The sequence below is a fragment of the Anaeromyxobacter oryzae genome (genome assembly GCF_023169945.1).
GTDB lineage: Bacteria > Myxococcota > Myxococcia > Myxococcales > Anaeromyxobacteraceae > Anaeromyxobacter > Anaeromyxobacter oryzae.
The window spans coordinates 5,620,919-5,640,653 of the sequence record NZ_AP025591.1; the positions used below are offsets into that span (position 1 = coordinate 5,620,919).

General features: G+C 74.7%; 15 protein-coding genes. 11 read left to right on the forward strand and 4 right to left on the reverse strand.

The genetic code is table 11. The features are described 5' to 3' along the window. The first annotated feature begins 45 nt into the window (after positions 1-45). The 10 genes from AMOR_RS24515 (at position 46) to AMOR_RS24560 (ending at position 12,924) form a co-directional block, all read left to right on the forward strand. On the forward strand, positions 46-2,142 hold the full coding sequence (locus tag AMOR_RS24515; RefSeq protein ID WP_248355081.1) for a chemotaxis protein CheA: 2,097 nt from the start codon (positions 46-48) through the stop codon (positions 2,140-2,142). 24 nt (positions 2,143-2,166) lie between these two features. After that, positions 2,167-2,991, forward strand: coding sequence for an ExeA family protein (locus AMOR_RS24520; protein ID WP_248355082.1), 825 nt, complete (start codon positions 2,167-2,169; stop codon positions 2,989-2,991). A 17-nt stretch (positions 2,992-3,008) separates the two neighbouring features. Further along, positions 3,009-3,935 (forward strand): chemotaxis protein CheW, encoded by a 927-nt coding sequence (locus AMOR_RS24525; protein WP_248355083.1) that lies wholly within the window; start codon positions 3,009-3,011, stop codon positions 3,933-3,935. Beyond that, entirely contained in the window at positions 3,932-4,498 is a 567-nt protein-coding gene (locus AMOR_RS24530) for a chemotaxis protein CheW (RefSeq protein ID WP_248355084.1), read from the forward strand. Before AMOR_RS24525 ends, AMOR_RS24530 begins: the two co-directional genes overlap by 4 nt. Further along, positions 4,495-6,606, forward strand: coding sequence for a HEAT repeat domain-containing protein (locus AMOR_RS24535; RefSeq protein ID WP_248355085.1), 2,112 nt, complete (start codon positions 4,495-4,497; stop codon positions 6,604-6,606). The genes AMOR_RS24530 and AMOR_RS24535 overlap by 4 nt, the downstream gene beginning before the upstream one ends. A gap of 6 nt (positions 6,607-6,612) precedes the next feature. Continuing rightward, the gene (locus tag AMOR_RS24540) at positions 6,613-7,485 is read left to right on the forward strand and encodes a CheR family methyltransferase (RefSeq protein WP_248355086.1); all 873 of its coding nucleotides are present in this window, start codon (positions 6,613-6,615) and stop codon (positions 7,483-7,485) included. Then, positions 7,482-8,543 carry a chemotaxis-specific protein-glutamate methyltransferase CheB gene (gene cheB, locus AMOR_RS24545; RefSeq protein WP_248355087.1) on the forward strand — a complete coding sequence of 354 codons (1,062 nt, stop codon included), beginning with the start codon at positions 7,482-7,484 and terminating at the stop codon, positions 8,541-8,543. Before AMOR_RS24540 ends, cheB begins: the two co-directional genes overlap by 4 nt. A 5-nt stretch (positions 8,544-8,548) precedes the next feature. Continuing rightward, complete coding sequence (locus AMOR_RS24550; RefSeq protein ID WP_248355088.1) at positions 8,549-8,926, forward strand: response regulator; 378 nt, start codon at positions 8,549-8,551, stop codon at positions 8,924-8,926. A 72-nt stretch (positions 8,927-8,998) separates the two neighbouring features. Beyond that, complete coding sequence (gene mprF / locus AMOR_RS24555) at positions 8,999-11,533, forward strand: bifunctional lysylphosphatidylglycerol flippase/synthetase MprF (protein ID WP_248355089.1); 2,535 nt, start codon at positions 8,999-9,001, stop codon at positions 11,531-11,533. After that, on the forward strand, positions 11,530-12,924 hold the full coding sequence (locus AMOR_RS24560; protein WP_248355090.1) for an AcvB/VirJ family lysyl-phosphatidylglycerol hydrolase: 1,395 nt from the start codon (positions 11,530-11,532) through the stop codon (positions 12,922-12,924). The genes mprF and AMOR_RS24560 overlap by 4 nt, the downstream gene beginning before the upstream one ends. Positions 12,925-13,284: 360 nt before the next feature. Here the strand turns inward: AMOR_RS24560 and AMOR_RS24565 are convergent, their stop codons facing one another. Then, entirely contained in the window at positions 13,285-14,427 is a 1,143-nt protein-coding gene (locus AMOR_RS24565; protein WP_248355091.1) for an HNH endonuclease, read from the reverse strand. Positions 14,428-14,959: 532 nt separating this feature from the next. Next, positions 14,960-16,264 carry an asparagine--tRNA ligase gene (gene asnS / locus AMOR_RS24570; RefSeq protein ID WP_248355092.1) on the reverse strand — a complete coding sequence of 435 codons (1,305 nt, stop codon included), beginning with the start codon at positions 16,262-16,264 and terminating at the stop codon, positions 14,960-14,962. Between the two features lie 102 nt (positions 16,265-16,366). Between asnS and AMOR_RS24575 the strand changes: the two genes are divergently transcribed. After that, positions 16,367-17,158 carry an NAD(+)--dinitrogen-reductase ADP-D-ribosyltransferase gene (locus AMOR_RS24575; RefSeq protein WP_248355093.1) on the forward strand — a complete coding sequence of 264 codons (792 nt, stop codon included), beginning with the start codon at positions 16,367-16,369 and terminating at the stop codon, positions 17,156-17,158. Positions 17,159-17,226: 68 nt separating this feature from the next. On the opposite strand, the gene AMOR_RS24580 is transcribed toward AMOR_RS24575, so the two are convergent. Then, complete coding sequence (locus AMOR_RS24580) at positions 17,227-18,462, reverse strand: OmpP1/FadL family transporter (protein WP_248355094.1); 1,236 nt, start codon at positions 18,460-18,462, stop codon at positions 17,227-17,229. 308 nt (positions 18,463-18,770) lie between these two features. Continuing rightward, entirely contained in the window at positions 18,771-19,682 is a 912-nt protein-coding gene (gene draG, locus AMOR_RS24585) for an ADP-ribosyl-[dinitrogen reductase] hydrolase (protein ID WP_248355095.1), read from the reverse strand. Positions 19,683-19,735 lie beyond the last annotated feature (53 nt).

The window sequence follows — 19,735 nt, forward strand, 5'->3', positions numbered from 1 at the left end:
CGCCGACGTCGACGGGCCCGACCCGCGCCGCTGCACCTGCCCGGCATGGTCGATCGCACCGACAAGGCCCTCACCGAGTTCGTCTCCGAGGCGCAGGAGACGATCGACCTGCTCGGGCGCGACCTGATGCGGCTCGACCGGTCCGGCCTCGACGAGCCGGATCCCGACCTGCTCAACGCGGTCTTCCGGGCCGCGCACTCGCTGAAGGGCATCTCGTCCATGTTCGGCGTGGAGCGCATGGCGCGCCTCGCCCACGCCCTCGAGGACGTCCTCGACGACGCACGGCTCGGACGCCGCACGCTGGAACGCGGCGCCCTCGACCTGCTCCTCGAGGCGCCCGAGGTCTTCTCTCGCATCATCGCCGAGGAGGCGGCCGGCGCCGCGCCCCGGACCACCGACGCGGCGGACCGGCTCACCGACCGGCTCCGGGCGCGCGAGCGGGCCCCGGCGGTCGTCGCGGGCGATCCGCTCGAGACGCTGGCGCTCGCCCCGGCCGTGCGGGCCGTCCTCACCGAGTACGAGGAGCACCGGCTCCGGACGAGCGTGCAGAGGGGGCTCGCGCTCTGGCGCATCAAGATCGCGTTCGACCTCGGCGCGTTCGATCGCGAGCTCTCCGCGCTGAACGCGCGACTCAAGAGGGTCGGCGAGGTCGTGTCGACGTTGCCGTCGTCCGACGCCCGCGACCCGCAGACGATCGCGTTCGAGCTGCTGTTCGCGTCCAGGGAGCCCGCCGACGCGATCCGCCACGAGGCCGGCGCAGGCGCCGGCCTGGAGCCGGTCGCGCGCCGCGACGGGGCGGATGCCGGGCCCGCTTCGGACGCGAGGCCCCACTGGGCGGCCTCGGTCGGCGGCCTCTCGCCGGTGTCGCCCGCCCCGGAGGCGCCAGCGGACGAGGGCGCCTCGCTCCGCTCCGCGTCGCAGGCGGTCCGCGTCGACATCCGCAAGCTCGACCGGCTCATGAACGTGGTCGGCGAGCTCGTGCTCGTGAAGTCCACGCTCCTCTCGCTCGCGGAGCGGCACAAGGCCGAGGGTGGCGACCCGGCGCTCGGCGCCGAGCTCCAGCGGGCGAACCGCGCGCTGGAGCGGAGGCTCGAGGAGCTGCAGGCGGGGATCCTGGAGGTCCGGATGGTCCCGCTCGAGCAGGTGTTCGACAAGCTCGCGCGGATGGTGCGCAAGATCGCCCGCGAGGTCGGGAAGGAGGTCGACTTCGAGGTGACCGGCGGCGACGTGGAGCTCGACAAGCTCATCGTCGAGGACCTCTCGGATCCGCTGATGCACCTCATCCGGAACGCCATCGACCACGGCGTCGAGCCGCCCGACGTGCGGGAGCGCGCCGGGAAGCGGCGGGCCGGGACCGTCCGGCTCGCCGCGTCGCAGAAGGGCAACCACGTGTCGATCGTGGTCGAGGACGACGGCGGGGGCATGGACGAGGACCGGATCCGGGAGGTCGCGGTGCAGCGCGGCCTCGCGACCGCCGACGCCGTCCGGGAGCTGTCCCGCCGCGAGGTGACGAACCTCATCTTCGTCCCGGGCTTCTCCACGGCCCGGCAGGTCACGAACCTGTCCGGCCGCGGCGTGGGCATGGACGTCGTGAAGAACAACATCGCGGCGCTCTCGGGGATCATCGAGATCCAGACGGAGAGGGGGCGGGGCACCCGGTTCGAGATCACGCTGCCGGTGACGCTCGCGATCGTCCGCGCGCTCATCGTCGCCGTCGCGGGCCGGACGTACGCGGTGCCGCTGAACAGCGTGCTCGAGATCCTGGAGGTGCGCGCGAGCGAGGTGCGCACGCTCTCCACGCGGGAGGTGATCTCGCTGCGCGGCTCGACCCTGCCGCTGGTGCGCCTCGGCCGCTTCTTCGCGCTCCCGGGCGCGCGCACTCCCGACGCCTTCTTCGTCGTGGTCGTGGGGCTCGCCCAGGAGCGCCTCGGCGTCGCGGTCGACGAGCTCGTGGGCCAGCAGGACATCGTGGTGAAGCCGCTCGGCCCCGTCCTGCACGGCATCCGCGGGATCGCCGGGGCGACGGATCTCGGCAACCGCCGCACGGTGCTCGTGCTCGACGTGGGCGCCATCATCGAGGACGTGGTGGAGGGCGACGGGCTCCGCGACGCGGGCCCCGCCGCTCCGGCGGCGCGGGCCTGACGGCGCGCCACCCGCGGGAGAGCGATGTACCTCGAGCACTACGGCCTCGCGCAGAAGCCCTTCTCGAAGACGCCGGACCCGGCGTTCCTGTTCCCCTCCCGGCAGCACGCCGAGGCGCTCGCGCGCCTGTCCCACGCGCTCGACGAGCGCGAGATCGCGGTCCTGACCGGCGAGATCGGCGCCGGGAAGACGACGCTCTCGCGGGCGCTCGTGGATGCGTTCGCGGACCGGTGCCGGTTCAGCTTCGTCGTCAACCCCGCGCTGCCGGCGGCGCAGCTCCTCTCCGCGATCGCGGAGGGGTTCGGTCTCGCGCCGGGCCGGCGCAAGACGGACGTGTTCTCCGCGCTCGCCGAGCACGTCGCGCGGCTGGACGGCGAGGGCCGGTTCGCGGTCGTCGTCGTCGACGAGGCGCAGCTGCTCGCCGGCCGGGCCGCGTTCGACGAGCTGCGCCTCCTGACGAACCTGGCCGCGGACGACCGCGCGCTCGTCGGGCTCGTCCTCGTCGGCCAGCCCGAGCTCCGGGACCGCCTGCACGACCGTGGCGGCGAGGCCTTCGCGCAGCGCGTCGGCGTCGCGTACCACGTCGGCGCCCTCGACGCCGGAGAGACGGGGCGGTACCTCGCCCACCGCCTCGCGGTCGCGGGGCGGACGGCGCCGCTCTTCGACGACGGCGCCGTCGCCGCCGTTCACCGCCTCTCCGGCGGCGTGCCGCGGCGCGTGAACCAGCTCGCCGCGAGCGCGCTGCTCGAGGGCTTCGCCCGCGAGGCCGGCACGCTCACGGCGGACGTGGTGGAGGCGGCCGCGGCGGACCTCGCCGCCTACATGGGAACTGCTCCGCGGGCGCGGTAGACTCGCACCCGACGGCGATGGACTTCCTGGAGATCCGGAAGAAGGCCAAGGAGCGGGCTGCGGCGCGCGCCGCCGCGGCCGGCGCGCCGTCCGTCGCGTCGCCGGGTGCCGCCCCGCCGCCGCCCGACGCGGGCCGCGGCGCCGCGGACGACGCGCTCGTCGCGCTCCTGCAGGCGCTTCCCGCCGCGAACGACGGGCGGTTCACGACGTGGCGCCCCGGCGATGGCGCGCCTCCGGTCCCGCTCGATCCCGGGGCGCTCGCGGCGGCGCCGAGCCCCGGCGTCGCGCCGACGCCCGAGACGCTCGCGCCCGCGGCGCGGGCGGACGCACCTGACGCGCAGGCGGAAGGCGACCACCGCAGCCGAGTGACCCCGCGCGCCGCGTCCCCGCTCGACGACTTCTTCTACCGGCCCGACGAGGAGGCGCCGGAGCTGCCCGATCTCGGCGGCGGCGGCGCGCCCGCGCCGGACGACGCACCGGTGGCGCTCGAGGAGTACCTCACGTTCCTGCTCGGCGACGAGGAGTACGCGGTCGCCATCGGCGAGGTCCGGGAGGTGCTCCGGTCTCCGCCGATCACGGAGGTACCCCGGGCGCCCGCGGACATCCTCGGCGTCGTCACCGTGCGCGGCGAGGTCATCCCGGTGCTCGATCCGCGGCGCCGCCTGCGCCTGCCTCCCGTCGCGCTCGCGGAGGGGGCCGGCCGCATCGTCCTCGTCGACGCCGGGCAGGGCCCCTGCGGCCTCCTCGTCGATCGGGTCGCGAGCGTCGTGCGGCTCAGGCCGGGGTCGATCGAGCCGTGTCCGCAGGGGATCGCCGGCGCGAGCTCCGACTGTCTCGCCGGCATCGGCCGCGAGCGCGACCGCCTGTTCACGGTCCTCGACCTCGGGGCGCTGCTCCGGCGCGCGGCCGCCCCGGCGCGGGCGAGCCTCCCGGGGGGGCCATGAAGCCGATCTGCCCGCTCGCGCCGGCCGACGGCGCCGACGAGGCGGCCGACGCCCTCGTCCAGCTCTGCACCTTCCGCGTCGGCGGCGAGGACTACGCGGTCGACATCATGCGGGTCCGGGAGATCATCCACCCGCTGCCGCTCACGCCGGTCCCGCGCGCGCCCGCGTTCGTCGAGGGCGTGTTCCGCCTCCGCGGTGAGGTGATCCCGGTGGTGGACGTGCGGAAGCGCTTCGGGCTACCCGCGGATCCGCCGACCCGCCGGTCGCGGTACGTGATCGTCAACGTCGCGGGGCGCCGCCTCGGCCTCGTCGTCGACGAGGTCTGCGAGGTGCTCCGCGTGCCCCGCGGCGACGTCCGCGCCACGCCGCCGCTCGGCGACCCGCGGGCGCCCCGGTTCTTCCTCGGCGCGTGCGGGGGAGAGAGCGCGCCCGCGGCCGCCGGCCGGCGCGGCGGGTCGAGCCGGCTGCGGCTGCTCCTCAACGTGAAGGCGCTGCTCGACCCCTCCGCGCCCGGCGAGGCGGACGCGGCGCGGGCCCAGGCCGAGGCCTCGAGGCGAGCATGAACCTCTCATCCCCCGAGGTGGCCGCGGCGCGCCGCGTCCGGGCGCACGCCGCCGACGAGGAGGCGCGCTACCGCGCCGCCGCCGAGCTCGATGCCGCCGACGCCGAGGATCGCCACGTCCTGCTCGCGCTGCTCGGCGACGCGAGCTGGCGCGTGCGCCTGGCCGCCACCGAGCGGCTCGCCGCCGCCGCGGACGTGGCGCCGCTCCTCTCGCCCCTCGTCGGCCTCCTGACCGCCGGCGAGACCATCGGCGCCCGCGACGCCGCCGCGAACGCGCTGGCGCGGCTCGGGCCGCGCGCCCTCGACCCGCTGATCTCGACGCTCCACGCCGCCGACCCTGATCACCGGCTGGCGGCCGCGGGCGTGCTCGGCGACATCGGCGACCGGCGCGCGGTGGCCGCGCTCGCGGACGCGCTCGCGGACGCGGACGCGAACGTGCGCTCGACGGCGGCCGAGGCGCTCGGGAGGATCGGCGCGCCCGCGGCGATGCCGGCGCTCGTCGCCGCGCTCGAGGCCGAGGACGCGACGCTCCGGCTCGCGGCGCTCGGTGCGCTCGCCGCGCTCCGGGCGTGCCCGCCGGTCGACGGCCTCGCGCCGCTCCTCGAGGACCGGGCGCTGCGCCGCCCCGTGTACCGCCTGCTCGGCGCGAGCGACGATCCCGCCGCGCTCCTCGTGCTCGCGCGCGGCGTCTCCGAGCGGACGCGCGGCGCGCGGGAGGCGGCCCTCGCCGGCATCGGCCAGCAGCGGGCGCGGCGACCGCGCGAGGAGCTCGGGCCGGTCGAGGTGGAGGCCCGCGCGGCCGCCGAGCGAGACCCCGGGGTCGCCGACGCGTGCGCGGCCTCGCTCGGCAGCGAGGAGCCGTTCGTCGTGGTGGGGGCGATCACGGTGCTCGGCTGGATCGCGGCGCCGCGGCACGTCGCCGCGCTGCTCCGGCTCGCGGAGGACGACCGGCTCCGGCCGCTCGTCGACGACGCGATCGCGCGGCTGGCGCCCGGGCGCGAGCTGAAGGCCGCGATCGCGGAGGCGATCCAGGAGCAGGGCCCCTTTGGGCGGAGCTCCGCGCTCGCGGCGCTGGCGCGCATGGGGAGCCCGGCGGCGCTGGAGAGCGTCATCCGCGACGCGAGCGATCCCGACGCCCTGGTGCAGGGCGAGGCGATCTCCGCGCTCGGGCGCCTCGGCGAGGCCCGGGCGGTGGCGCCGCTCGCGGGGCTGCTCGGCGACGACTCGCCCGGGACGTCGTCCCGGGCCGCCAACGCGCTCGTGGAGATCGGCCGCGTCTCGCCGGCGGCGCATCGCGCGGCGCTCGCGGCGGTCCGCGACCGCGCGGGCGCGAGCCCGTCGGCGGCGCTCTACCGCGTCCTCGGCGCGCTCGGCGGCGCGGAGGACGTCCCCCGGATCGCGGCGGGGCTCCGCAGCGACGCGGTGGTGCGGCGGGTCGCGGCCGCCGGCGCCGTCGCGGCCCTCGCGGAGCGCGGCCTCGCCCGCGGCTGCCACGTGCCCGAGCTCATCGCCGCCCTCACCGATCCTGCGTGGCCGGTCCGGGCGGCGGCGGCGCGCGCCTTCGTGGCGCTCGCGACCGCGAACGCAGCCGCGCGCGACGGCGACCCCAGGAGCGGCGAGCACCCGGTCTGCGCCGAGGCGCTGGCCGCGCTCCGGGCGACGCTCCACGACCCGGAGCCCACCGTTCGCGCCGGCGCCGCCGAGGCGCTCGGCGCGACGCGGCGCGCGGACGAGGCGCCCGCCCTCGCCGCGCTGCTCGAGGCGCCGGACGCGCCGCCGGTGATCGTGGTCGCCGCGCTCCACGCCCTCGCCGTCATCGGCTCGCCTCCGCTCGACGTCGTCACCCGCGCCGCGGCGCACGCGGATCCCGAGGTGGTGAAGGAGGCCGTCGCGGTCGCAGCGGGCCTCCCCGGACCCGCCGCCGCGCGCCTGCTCCTCGAGGCCGCGGCGAGCCCGCGCTGGGACGTCCGCCGCGCCGCCGCCGCCGCGATGGCGGCGCGCGGAGATCCCGCGCTCGCCGGGGAGGCGGCGCGGCGCGCCGCCGACGATCCCGACCCGCTCGTCGCCCGCGCGTTCGCCGACGCCGCCGCGGCGCTCGCCCCCCGGTAGCCGCGCATGTGGCGCGTCGACCCGAGCGGCCCCGGCATGACGGAGGAGGAGTTCCGGCTCCTCCGCGACCTCGTCCACGCGCACTGCGGGCTCTGGTTCCGCGACGACAGCCGGTACCTGCTGGAGCGGCGGCTCGGGCCGCGCGTCCAGGCGCTCGGCCTGAAGGACTTCTCGGCCTACCACCGCCACCTGCGGTTCGACCCCGGGCGGGAGGCGGAGCTGGACGAGGCGACCGACGTCCTCACCACGAACGAGACCTACTTCTACCGGGAGCCCAACCAGCTCCGGACCTTCTCGCGCGACATCCTCCCGGCGCTCGCGTGCGCCAGGGCGCGGGAGCGGCGGCTGCGGATCCTGTCCGCGGGGTGCGCGACCGGCGAGGAGGTCTACACGGTCGCGATGCTCGTTCGCGAGGCCGGGCTCTTCGACGGCTGGGACGTGGACATCGTCGGCTGCGACATCTCCCGGCGCTGCGTCGCCCACGCGCGCGCGGGGGCGTACGGCGAGCACGCGTTCCGGAACCCGGAGGTCGAGCCGCTCCGCCGATGGTTCCAGCTCCGCGGGGGCAAGTGGGTGGTCGACGACGCGGTGCGCCGGTCGGTGCGCTTCCACCGCGAGAACCTCCTCGACCCCGGCGCGCTCGCGACGGTCCCGGGGGTGGACGTCGTGTTCTGCCGGAACGTCATGATCTACTTCGACCTCGCCGCCCGGCGCCGGGTGCTGCGACGCTTCCACGAGCGGCTCCGCCCGGGCGGCTGGCTCCTGCTCGGACACTCGGAGTCGCTGCTCAACGTCACCGCGGACTTCGAGATCGTGCACCTCGAGTCGGACCTCGTGTACCGGCGGCCCGCCACGTTGCCCGCAGGGGAGGGGACGTGACGGGGAGAGCCGGCCACGAGCCGCGCACGCTGCGCGCGCTAGTCGTCGACGACTCCGGCGCGAGCCGCGCGGAGCTGACGCGGATCCTCGCGGGGGCGCCCGGGGTGATCGTGGTGGGCGCGGCGCGGGATGGGGAGGAGGCGCTCCGCGAGGCGCTCCGGCTCCGCCCGGACTTCGTCGTCCTCGACCTGCAGATGCCGCGGATGGACGGCTTCACGTTCCTCCGCCTCCTCATGGCGCAGCGGCCGACGCCGGCCATCGTCGTGTCGGCGCAGGCGGGCCGGAGCGACGTCTTCAAGGCGCTGGAGCTCGGCGCGCTCGACTTCGTGGCGAAGCCGGAAGGCGGTGGGGTCGCCGCGATCCGCGAGGAGCTCCTGGAGAAGTGCGAGACGGTCCGCGCGCTCCGGCTCGAGAACCTCTCCCAGGTGGCGGGCGCCCCGGTGGCGCGGGCGGGCGCCGGGCGCGCCGAGCCGCGGAGGGTCGCGCTGGTCGGCGCGTCGACGGGCGGACCGCAGGCGATCCTGCAGCTCCTCGCCGGGATCCCCGCGGACCTGTCGCTCGGGTTCGTGATCGCCCAGCACATGCCGGAGCGGTTCACCGCGGCGTTCGCCGAGCGCCTCGGGCGGCACACGCCCTTCAGCGCGCAGGAGGCCGCGGACGGCGATCTCGTGGCCGCCGGCCGGGTCCTGGTCGCGCCGGGCGGGCATCACCTGGAGGTCCGGCGGGACGGCACGGGCGCGCTGCGGGCGGCGGTCCTGCCGCGCGATGCGCCGGGCCCGGTGGCGCGCTGCTGCCCGTCCATCGACCGGCTGTTCGGGTCCGGCGCCCGGGTGCTCGGCCCGCGCGCGTGCGCGGCCGTGCTCACCGGCATGGGCCACGACGGGCGCGACGGCATCGTCGAGGTGAGGCGCGCCGGCGGCCTCACGCTGGCCGAGTCGTCGGACTCCGCCGTGGTATACGGGATGCCGCAGGCGGCCGCCGAGACCGGCGCCGTGGATGCGGTCCTCCGCCTCGACGCCCTCGCGGCCGCCATCGTCCGGTTCGCCCGGGAGCCCTGAGCGCCATGTCTCACCTGCACGCCCTCGTCGTCGACGACAGCCCCGTGCTGCGGAGGCAGCTCTGCTCCGCGCTCCAGCGCGTGGCGGGCCTCTCGACGACGGAGGCCGCGGACGGCGCGGACGCCTGGCGCAAGCTGGGCGCCGACACCTTCGATATCGTCCTCACCGACATCAACATGCCGGTGCTCGACGGCCTGAAGCTCCTGTCCCTCCTCCGCGGGGGCGGGCCGCACCAGCGCGTGCCCGTGGTCGTGATCACGACGGAGAGCGCGGAGGAGGACCGCCGGCGCGCGCTGAGCCTCGGCGCGAGCGCGTACCTCGTGAAGCCGGTCCAGGGCCAGCAGGTGGTGGACGCCGTCCGCGCGCTCCTGCGCCTCTCCTGATCACGCACGCGTCGTGAACGACGCCCCGTTCCGGACGTGGACCCGCCCCCCGTTCCGGGGTGTGATCCGCGCATGTGGGTCCGGCGCGTGCTCCTGGTCGCCATCCCCGTCGCCCTCCTCGCGGCGGCGGCCTGGACGCTCCACGTCGAGCTGCAGGGCACGACGCTGCGGCAGGTGGAGCGCGAGCTCGACGCGCTCCCTCGCGCCGCCGTCTGGCTCGCCGCTGCGGTGACGGTCCTCGACTACCTCCTCCTGTCCGGCTACGACCTGCTGGCGCTCCGGTACGCGGGGCGCTCCCTGCCGTACCCGCGCGTGGTCTTCACGTCGTTCGTCGCATACGCGTTCGGGAACAACGTCGGGTTCGCGCTGCTCTCGTCGGGCTCCGTCAGGTACCGGCTCTACTCCCAGTGGGGCCTGTCCGCGGAGGAGATCGCCCGGGTCGTCGCCTTCACGGCGGGCCAGCTCTGGGCCGGGCTCCTGCCCATCGCCGGCATCGCGCTCCTGTCCGGGGTGCCGGTGCCGCTTCCCGGATGGGCGGCGCGGGGCCTCGGCCTCCTCGCGCTCCTCCTCGCGGCGGGGTACCTGACGCTCGCCGCGCGCGGCGGGCGGACGATCTCGGTGAAGGGCATCTCGTTCCCGGTCCCGACCCTCCGGCTCGCGGTCGCCCAGGTCGTCGTCTCGGCGCTGGACTGGGCGCTCGCGGCGCTCGTGCTGGACCTGCTGCTCCCGGCCGCGTCGCCGCTCGGGTTCGCGCACCTGCTCGGGCTGTTCGTCGCGGCGCAGGTCGCCGGGCTCGCCTCCCAGGTGCCGGGCGGCATCGGCGTGTTCGAGGCGCTCGTGCTCGCCGCGCTCACCCCGGCGGTGCCCGCGCCCGCGGTGCTGTCGAGCCTCGTGGCGTACCGGCTCGTCTACTACCTGGCCCCCTTCCTGCTCGCGTTCACCCTGCTCGTCGCGCACGAGCTCATCGCCTCCCGCGCGGCGGTCCGGCGCGTGATCCGGGGCGCGCACGCCTCCTTCGCGCCCATCGTCCCGTGGCTCGCGGCGGGCGCGGCGCTGCTCGCGGGCACGGTCCTCCTCGTCTCGGGCGCGACGCCGACCGTGGGGGAGCGCCTCCACGTGCTACGGCGCGTCGTCCCGCTCCCCGTGCTCGAGGCCTCGCACCTGCTCGGGAGCCTCATCGGGACCGCGCTCCTGCTGCTCGCTCGCGGCCTGCTCCGCCGGCTCGACGGCGCGTGGCTCGTGTCCCTCGGGCTCCTCGTCGCGGGCGCCGTCGTCTCGCTCGTGAAGGGGCTCGACTACGAGGAGGCGACGCTGCTCCTCGTGCTCGCCGCCCTCCTGCTGCCTTTCCGGCGGCAGTTCTACCGGAAGAGCTCGCTGCTCGAGGGCCGGCTCGCGCTGTCCTGGTTCGCGGCGGGGCTGGTCCTCGTGGCCGCGTCCGTGGGCGTCGGGTTCCTCGCCTATCGCCACGTGGAGTACTCCAACGACCTGTGGTTCCACTTCGGGTTCCACGCCGACGCGCCGCGGTTCCTCCGCGCCTCGTTCGCCGGCTGCGTGCTCATCGCACTGTTCGCCGCCGCCAAGCTCCTCCGCCCGTCGCCGCCGGTCCGGCCGCGCCCGTGCGAGGCGGACCTCACCCGCATCCGCCCCGTCGTGGATCGCTCGCCGGACTCCTCGGCGCACCTCGCGCTGGTCGGGGACAAGCCGATCCTCCTCGATCCCGGTGGAGAGGCCTTCCTGATGTACGGCGTCGAGGGGCGGAGCTGGGTCGCCATGGGAGACCCCGTGGGCCCCGAGCCGGCCGCGACCGAGCTCGCCTGGCGCTTCCGCGAGCTCTCGGACCAGCACGGTGGGTGGACCTGCTTCTACCAGGTCGGCCCCGCGGCGCTGCCGCGGTACCTGGATCTCGGGCTGTCGCTCCTGAAGCTGGGCGAGGAGGCGCTCGTGCCGCTCGAGCGGTTCTCGCTGGAGGGCGGCGAGCGGCGCGCGCTCCGGCAGGCGTACAACCGCGGCGAGCGCGACGGCCTCGTGTTCGAGGTGGTCCCGGCGGCGGGCGTCCCGGCGCTCCTGCCGGACCTCCGGCGCATCTCCGACACGTGGCTCGAGGAGAAGAAGACCCGTGAGAAGGGCTTCTCGCTCGGGTACTTCGACGAGCGGTACCTCCGCGAGGGCCCCGTCGCCGTCGCGCGGGTGAACGGCGCGCCGGTCGCGTTCGCGAACGTCTGGACGAGCGCCGCGCGGGTCGAGCTCTCGGTCGACCTGATGCGGTACGTGCCGGAGGCGCCGAAGACGACGATGGATTACCTCTTCGTCTCGCTCATGCTCTGGGGCCGCGCCGAGGGGTACCGGCAGTTCAACCTGGGGATGGCCCCGTTCTCCGGATTCGAGGAGCGAGCGCTCGCGCCGCTCTGGACGCGCTTCGGCGCGCGCCTCTTCCGGCACGGCGAGAACTTCTACAACTTCCAGGGACTCCGCCAGTACAAGGAGAAGTTCGCGCCGGACTGGCGCCCGCGGTGGCTCGCCGCGCCGGGCGGGCTCCGGCTGGCGGCCATCCTCACCAACGTGGCCGCGCTCGTCTCGCGCGGCCTGAAAGGCGTGGTGGCCCGGTGAACGCCGCTCCGCTCCTGATCCTCGCCGCGCTCGCGTCCGCGCCGCCGCCCGCCAGCGCCCCGGAATCCGTCGACGTGCCCGGGTTCGGCAAGGTCGCGGTGCGCGCGCCCGCGGGGAGGCCGAAGCACGTCGTCGTCTTCCTCACCGGCGTGGGCGGGTGGGACGGCGACGCGGAGGGCCTCGCGCGCGGCCTCGCCGAGCGCGGCATGCTCGTGCTCGGGGTGGACACGCCGAGGTGGGGCGAGCGCGTCCGCAAGGACCGGTGCTTCTACCCGGCGGGCGTCCTCGAGGAGGTCGCGCAGGGGGCGGAGAAGGTGCTTTCGCTCCCGAGCTACGAGCACCCGGTCCTGGTCGGCCACTCGCTGGGCGCGTCCGTCGCCTGGGCGGCGGTGGCCGAGGCGCCGCCCGGCACCTTCCGCGGCGCGGTGCTCGTCTCGATGTGCCCGTCGCTCCCGCTCCCGAGGCTGTGCAAGGGGAGCGGGCCCGCGCCGCGCGCGGCCGAGGGCGGCGACGTCGTCCCGCCGGCGAGGATCGGGGCGGCCGTCGCGGTCGTGAGCGGCGCTGACGATCGGACCTGCCCCGTGGCCGCGGCGGAGGCGTTCGCGCACGCCGTGCCCGGCGCGTCCTGGGAGCGCCTCGACGGCGTCGGCCACTCGACGGATCCGGCGGCGCCGTTCGCGGACGCGGTCGCGCGCGCGGCGGACCGGATGGAGCCCTCCGCGTCCCCGCCGCCGCCCCCGCACGCCGTGCCGGAGGGCGCGCCGGACGTGAGCGACCTGCCGGTCGTCGAGGTCCCGGCGGCGAAGGACGGCAACAGGTTCGCGGTGATGCTCACCGGCGACGGCGGCTGGGTCGGGCTCGACAAGGACGTCGCGCGCACGCTGTCCGAGGCGGGCGTATCGGTCGTCGGCCTGGACTCGCTGCGCTACTTCTGGAAGCACCGCAAGCAGGACGAGGCGGCGAGGGACGTCGGCCGGATCATCCAGCACTACCGGGCCGTCTGGCGTCGCCCCGACGCGATCCTGATCGGCTACTCGCGCGGCGCCGACATCGTGCCGTTCCTGCCGTCGAGGATGCCGGAGGACGCGCGGGCGTCGCTCGTCCTCGTCGCCATGCTCGCGCCGGGGACCTACGCGGAGTTCGAGGTCCACGTCATCGATCTGTTCGCGAGCTTAAAGCGGAGCGACGCCACATCCACCGAGAAGGCGGTCCGGGGCTCGGGCGGGAAGATCCCGATGCTGTGCGTGCAGGGCGCGAGCGAGAAGGACAGCCTGTGCCCGCGGATCGTGGATCTGCCGTTCGTGAAGCGGGTCGTCCTCCCGGGCGAGCACCACTTCGACCACGACTATCCGAAGCTGGCGCGGGTCATCCTGGACGCCGCGGGGCCGTGAGCCGTCGCGCGCGAAGCGCGCGAGGTCGAGGTCCGACGGGGAGGGGGCCCCGCGCAGCGGGGAGGGGCGAAGCCCCTCAGCGCGGGACCGCCGCGCGAAGCGCGGCGAGGGCCCCGCGAAGCAGGGGTGGTGATTCGCCACACTTCGTACGCGGCCCGGCGTCGACCTCGTGACCGCGGGGACCTGCGCGACCGTTGGCCAAGCGGGGAAGGGGCAGAGAGGAAGGGGGACGGCCGGGGCGGCGCCGCGGGGACGAGACGTCGCCGCGGGGATCGGCCTGCAAGAAGCCTGCGTCGCGACGACGGCGATGAGCCCGGCCGGCCGGAGGATCCGGGTGGCACTTCCGCGCGCGCCGATGGTTCAGGGTGGGCCGGTCAGAGCCGAGGCGGGAACGTCGAAGCGCGCACCCGCCGAGCCGGCGTCGCGGCGTCCCGTCACCGCGGTCGCCTTGCGGGCCGGCGCGTACCTGTCCATCCATGCATCGCCGAAGATCTTCCGAGCGGCGAGCAAGTTGTGGCGAGCGCAGAGGAGGCGAACGTTCTCGATCGTCGATGGGCCGCCCAGGGCCTTCGGCTGGATGTGATCGTACTGGAGACGGTGGCGCGAGCCGCAGACGCCGCCGTTCTCGAGAGCCCATTGGCAGCAGCCGCCGTCCCGGACCCAGACCGCCCGCTTCACCTGCGCCGGGAGGTGGTCCGGCTTGGACGGCCGCCGCGCGCGCCGGGGCTTCTCGACCAGGCCCTTCCGCTTCTTGGCCCGGTCGAGCAGGAGATCGAGCGCGGCCTCGAGGATCACCTCGGTGCTCGCCCCCGGATGCGAGTGAGAGAGCGCGTCCCTGGCGTCGGCAACCTTCGCCTCGAACCGCTTCGTGATGGTGAGGTGCATCCGGCGGAGGTCGGCGGTGAGCGGCTCGAAGGTCGGCGGCGTCGTCCGGGAAATCGGGTCGTTCACGGTTCGTGTGGCTACTTTGGCATCGACGAGTTCTGCCGGCGAACCGGGCGCAATGACACAGGCGGTCGCCCGCGCGCCGAGCTCGAGCGCTGCGGCGGGTTCGGGGTCGCGAGCCGGCGGCGGCGCCGCGACGCGAACGGTCGTCACGACCTCCCGGCGCGGAGGCCGCTCCACCGGCTTCAGCTCAGCGACGACCGACCGCGCCTCCTGCTTCGAGAGGTGGAGGAACCGGGGGATCACCTCGTACCGGTTCTCCGGCGTGAGCACCTGGGCGAGCTCACCGACGGTGGAGAGGCACAGCTTGCCGTCCTCGAGCGGCTCGACCAGCTCGGGGAAGCGCTGGATGAGCTCGGCGGCGGTCTTCCGGTAGAAGGCCGCGCTCTTCGACAGCCCGAGCTCCCGGTTCAGGTAGGTGAAGAGGCTGGGGTAGCCGAGCTCGGCCCATAGCCGCTTCGCGTCGAAGTCGGCCAGGGCGACGAGGAAGGCCGCCATCGCGTGGTGCTCGCGGCGGAGGAGCTCGGAGAGGCGGATCGAGGAGTCGCGGGCGTTCATGCGGGCATCGTCTCACGCGTATTCTCACCCTCCGGAAACGCTCGGATTCGAGCACTGGCGCGAGAATTGGCGAGCCGCCTCGCGCCGGGGTTCGGACGCCGCTCGCGACGCGCAACGCGCGCGGAGCGCTGCGGGAGAGGCGTCCTCGCGTGGGCGCGACGCGCGATCCGCGAAAGCGCCGGAGACGTGTCAACCGCCCGACGCGATCGGTTGGGTTCCCCTGAAAGCGCTCGCGCCCCCCGCGCTCCGCCGCGACCTCTGCGGTCGCTGCGACGCAGGCTTCTTGGAGGCCGATCCACACGGCCGACGTTTCCCCAGCGCGGCCCCCGCCTCGGCCGTCCCCTCTTCTTCTCAGCCCTCTTCACGTCCGCCGACCGAGCCCGCTCGGGCGTGAGGCGCCCGCCGTCGACGAGTTGTGACGAATCATGAGGAAGCAGGGGTGGGCCCCCGGCGAGCTCTGCTCGCCGGGGCGGGGCGGCACGCCCCGTTCGATCTTGCAGTGAGCCTTCGCGCGCGAAGCGCGCGAGGAGGCTCACGGCGTGATCCGCTCCATCATCCGCGCGAACGGGATGGTCTCGCGGACGTGGTGCAGCCCGCAGATCCACGCGACGCAACGCTCGACCCCCATCCCGAACCCCGCGTGCGGCACCGACCCGTACCGGCGGACGTCGAGGTACCACTCGAACGCCTCCTTCGGGAGCTGGTGGTGCTCGATCGCCGCCTCGAGCGTCGGCAGGTCGTCCTCGCGCTGGCCGCCGCCGATGATCTCGCCGTAGCCCTCCGGCGCGAGCACGTCGCAGCCGAGCGCGACCTTCGGGTCGGCCGGGTCCTTCTTGAAGTAGAAGGCCTTCATCTCCGCCGGGTAGCGGTGGACCATCACCGGGCGGTCGAACTGCTTCGCGACGACGGTCTCCTCGTCGCCGCCGATGTCGTCGCCCCACTTCATCGGGTGGCCGGCCTTCTGGATGACGTCGACCGCCTCGGTGTAGGTGATGCGGGGGAAGGGGGGCTTCACGGCCTCGAGCTTCGAGACGTCGCGCTCGAGGACGGAGACGAGCTCCTTGCGGTGCTTCGCGAGCGCCGTCTGGACGACGTACGAGACGAACTGCTCCATGAGCTCCATGTCGCCGTCGAGGTCCATGTAGGCGACCTCGGGCTCGACCATCCAGAACTCGGTGAGGTGGCGGCGCGTCTTCGACTTCTCGGCGCGGAAGGTCGGGCCGAAGCAGTAGACCTTCCCGAGCGCCATCGCCGCGGCCTCCATGTAGAGCTGGCCGGACTGGGTGAGGTACGCCTTCCCGAGGTCGAAGTAGGGGACCTCGAACAGCGTGGACGTGCCCTCGCACGCGCTCGGCGTGAAGATGGGGGCGTCGACGAGCGTGAACCCGCGCTCGTCGAAGAAGTCGCGGATCGCCTTCTCGACCGTGTGCCGGACGCGGAGGATCACCTGCTGGCGCTGCGAGCGGAGCCAGAGGTGCCGCTGCTCCATGAGGAACGCGACGCCGTGCTCCTTGTGACCGATGGGGTACTCGCGGGCGGGCTTCGCGACGGGCGCGAGGCTCTTCACGTCCAGCTCGAACCCGATGGGCGAGCGCTCGTCCTTCTTCACGAGCCCGGTGACGGTGAGGCTCGACTCCTGCGGCAGGTGGTCGGCCTCGTGGAAGACCTCGGGCGCCACGTTGCCCTTGAAGACGACGCACTGGATCGTGCCCGTGCCGTCGCGGACCTGGAGGAAGTGGAGCTTGCCGGAGGAGCGGCGGTTGTAGAGCCAGCCGTGGAGCGTGATCTCCTTCCCCTCGTGCTGGGCGATGTCGGCGATGTAGACGGTCGGGCGCATGTCGGCGGTTCCCCCGGGTGCCTGACTTGAAAGTGGACTGGCGGCGCGGGGAATATAGCCCAGCCCGCCTCCGCCCGCCTCGGGGACGCGGCCCCCTCGCGCATGCCCGGCCCCTCCCTGAACCTCGCGAACCACCCGCCCTGGGTGCTCGCGTCGCGCCACTTCAACGACGATCCGCGTCCCGTGGAGCTGCAGGGCGTCCGGCAGGCGAACCGCGGCCTCTTCGAGCGGCTCGACGCGCTGGCGGCGCCGGAGGAAAGGGCCCGGGTGTTCCACGACTGGGTGTCGGTCCGGTTCCAGCTCCACCACTGGCAGGCGCAGGCCACCGACGGCGCGCGCCGCGCCCTGCGGAACAGCTACGTCCGGTTCCTGCGCGGGTGGGGCGTCGACGCGTCCTCGATCGAGGGCGCGGTGCTGAAGGGATGGGTCGAGAGCCGGTTCGGGATCACGCCGACGTTCCACCACGCGCGGATCGCCGGCGTCGAGGACGAGGCGTACCAGCGGTACGCGGCCGACCGGACCCGGGGGAGCGCGCGGACCAGCGCGATCCTGTCGCAGCTCGACCTCGTTTACGAGTTCACCCAGTACGAGCTGGCGCGGCGCTTCCCGGGCGAGCGCTGGCGCACGCTCTGGCGCGGCGTGCACGGGGAGGAGGAGGACGCCGTGCTCGAGCGGGAAGGGCGGCGCGACCTCGTGGTGCGCCTCAACAACCTCTCGTCCTTCACCGACGACGCCGAGCGGGCGTGGGAGTTCGGCTACGCGGTGTGGCAGGCGCGCGTGCCGCTCGCGAAGGTCTTCTTCTTCTCGGGCCTGCTCCCCGACAGCCTGCTCCGCGGCGAGCGCGAGTGGCTGGTCGTGGGCGGCGAGTACCGGGTGACGCGGCTCGCGGGATGACGAGACGCGACGAGGGCGCCGCGGCACGGAGCCGGGCGCCCTCGTCGACGAGGCCGTGACGGCGATCGCTAGAAGCGGTAGGCGACGCCGAGGTCGAACGCGACCTGGGACATCTCGGTCGTGTACGCGGAGATCCCCTGGGCGGGGTTCGACCCGGAGAGCTTCGCGGTCGGCACGTACATCGCCGCGACGTTCACCGTGAGGTCTCCGAACGCGTAGCCCGCGCCGGCGGTGAAGTGGTGCTCGGCGACGGCCGGGAACGCGATGTTCTCGAACGCGCGCGACTTGTCGAGCGGCATCTTCCCGTAGTTGTACCCGGCGCGGAGCTTGAGCGACTGCGTGGCCGCGACCTCGGCGCCGACCTTGAGGACCCACTGGTCGGTCCAGCTCATGTTCCACGCCTGGGCGCCGGTGACCTGCGGGTTCGTCGTGAACTCGGGCTTGTTCGCGCCGTTGGTCTGGGACCAGTCGATCCACTCCACGTCGGCGGCGACGAGCAGCATCTCGAAGGGCCGCACCGCGGCACCGAGCGTCACCATCTGCGGCTGGTCGAAGTCGAGCTTCTCCTTGCCGCCGGGGACCGTCACCATCGTGCCCGACCCCGGGTCGAAGATGCTGTGCGACGGGATGTTCCACTCGAAGCTCTGGAACGAGCTCTTCGTCTCGTACGCGAGGCCGAGGGTCACGGCGTCGACCGGCGAGTAGGCGAGGCCCACCGTGGCGCCGTAGCCGAACGCGCCCTGCGTGGCGCGGGGGAGCATGCCCATCCCGCCGGCGACCTCGTACTTCATCGTCGCGTACATGAGGTTCACCGAGGCGCCGACGGAGAGCCCCTTCGCGAGCCGGTAGGACGCGGCCGGCGCGATCCGCATGTTCATGTAGGAGGTGAAGGTCTTCCCGCCGTAGAGGTCGGCGGGGTAGTCGACGCCCATGCCCGACACGCCCACGGCCGCGAGGCCGACGGTGAGCTCGTCGGTGGACGGCAGCACGAGGCCGAGCGTCGGGATGTAGGAGGCGCCGCGGTCCGAGCTCATCGAGCTCCCGGAGGCGGCGCCGCTCGCGTCGTACTTCACCGAGGGGTTGAAGAAGCTGCCCGAGAGATCGGTCCGGCGCTGCAGCGCGGAGAGGCCCGCCGGGTTGGTGACGATGGTCGCGGCGTCGAGCGGCGCCGCGACGCTCGCGCCGCCCATCGCGTCCTGGACCGGGCCGAAGCCGATCATGCGCATGCCGTTCGTGGCGCGGGCGCTCGTCGCGGCGAGCGCGAGCGCCGCGACGACGGTGAGTCGGACGAGGCTGCTCTTCATGGCGTCTCCCTGTGGTGGACCGCGGCGCGCCGGGGGGCGGGAACCGGGTCGCGTGGTGGACCGGGAGCCGAGCGTCACCGCGAAGCTCCCCCGCGGAACGGGTCCGCGCGTGCGATGACTCTAGGATGTTGCGAAGTAGCAAGATCGCTAGATCGTTCCATGCGGCGACGTGCCGCGCACAGCGCCAGCCCGATCGTGATCGCGACGCAAGCGCTGCGCCGTCTGCGTCGGGTGCTCGGGCCGCGCACGCAACGGGTGCGTCGCCGGCGCGTGGCCAGATGTGCGCGCCGGGGCGAGAGCGGCGCGGCTCAGCGCGCGCGCGCGAGCGGGGAGAGGTCGACGAGCCTCACGGCGAGCCGCTCCAGCTCCGCGAGCGCGGCGGTGTCCATCCTCCGCAGCCAGCGCCGCGGGATGCCGTCGAGCCCGTAGTAGGCGCCGGCGACGGCGCCCGCGATCGCGCCGGTCGTGTCGGCGTCGCCGCCCTGGTTCACCGTCGCGACGAGGCAGTCCTCGAACGACCGCGTCGTGAACAGGTGGTGGAGCACGGTCTGGAGCGTGTCGACGACGTACCCGGTCGCCAGCCCGCGGTACGGCTCGAACCGGAACGCCGGGAACCGCTCGACGAGCAGGTCCGCCTCGCGGCGCAGCCGGACCATCGAGAGACCGAGCACCGCGAGCTGCGCCATCCGCCCGAGCGTCGCGCACGCCGCGTCCGAGAACGGGTGGTTGTGCGTGAGGTGCGCCTGGGCGACCTGGCACCGGTCGAGGAGCGCCTCGTCGCCGAGCGCGAGCAGCGCCACCGGCAGCGTCCGCATCGCCGCGCCGTTCCCGGCGTCCCACTCGTTGGGCGGGGTCTCGAGCTGGCCGTCGAGGATGTAGCTCCGCAGCCCCTTCCTCACGGTGCTGCCCACGTCCACCGGCCGCCCGCGCATCCACGCGGACAGCGCGTCCGCGATCCCGCGCAGGTCGAACCCGCCCGCCGCGTCGACCGCCCGCGCGATGCAGCGGGACATCTCGGTGTCGTCGGTGAAGCACCCGGGCCGGAGGTGGAGCCACCCGCCACCCGTCATCTCGCGGTGGACACGGTGCTTCGCGCGGATCTCGGCGGCGGTCATGAACTCGACCGGCGCGCCGAGCGCGTCGCCGACGGCGAGGCCGACGAACGCCGCGCGGGCCCGGGCCCGCACGTCCGCGAGGTCGACCGTGACCGTGTCCGGCATGCGCCGTCGAGCTTACCCGGAAGGGCGAGCGGGCGCAGGGCCGGAGGCTCTTG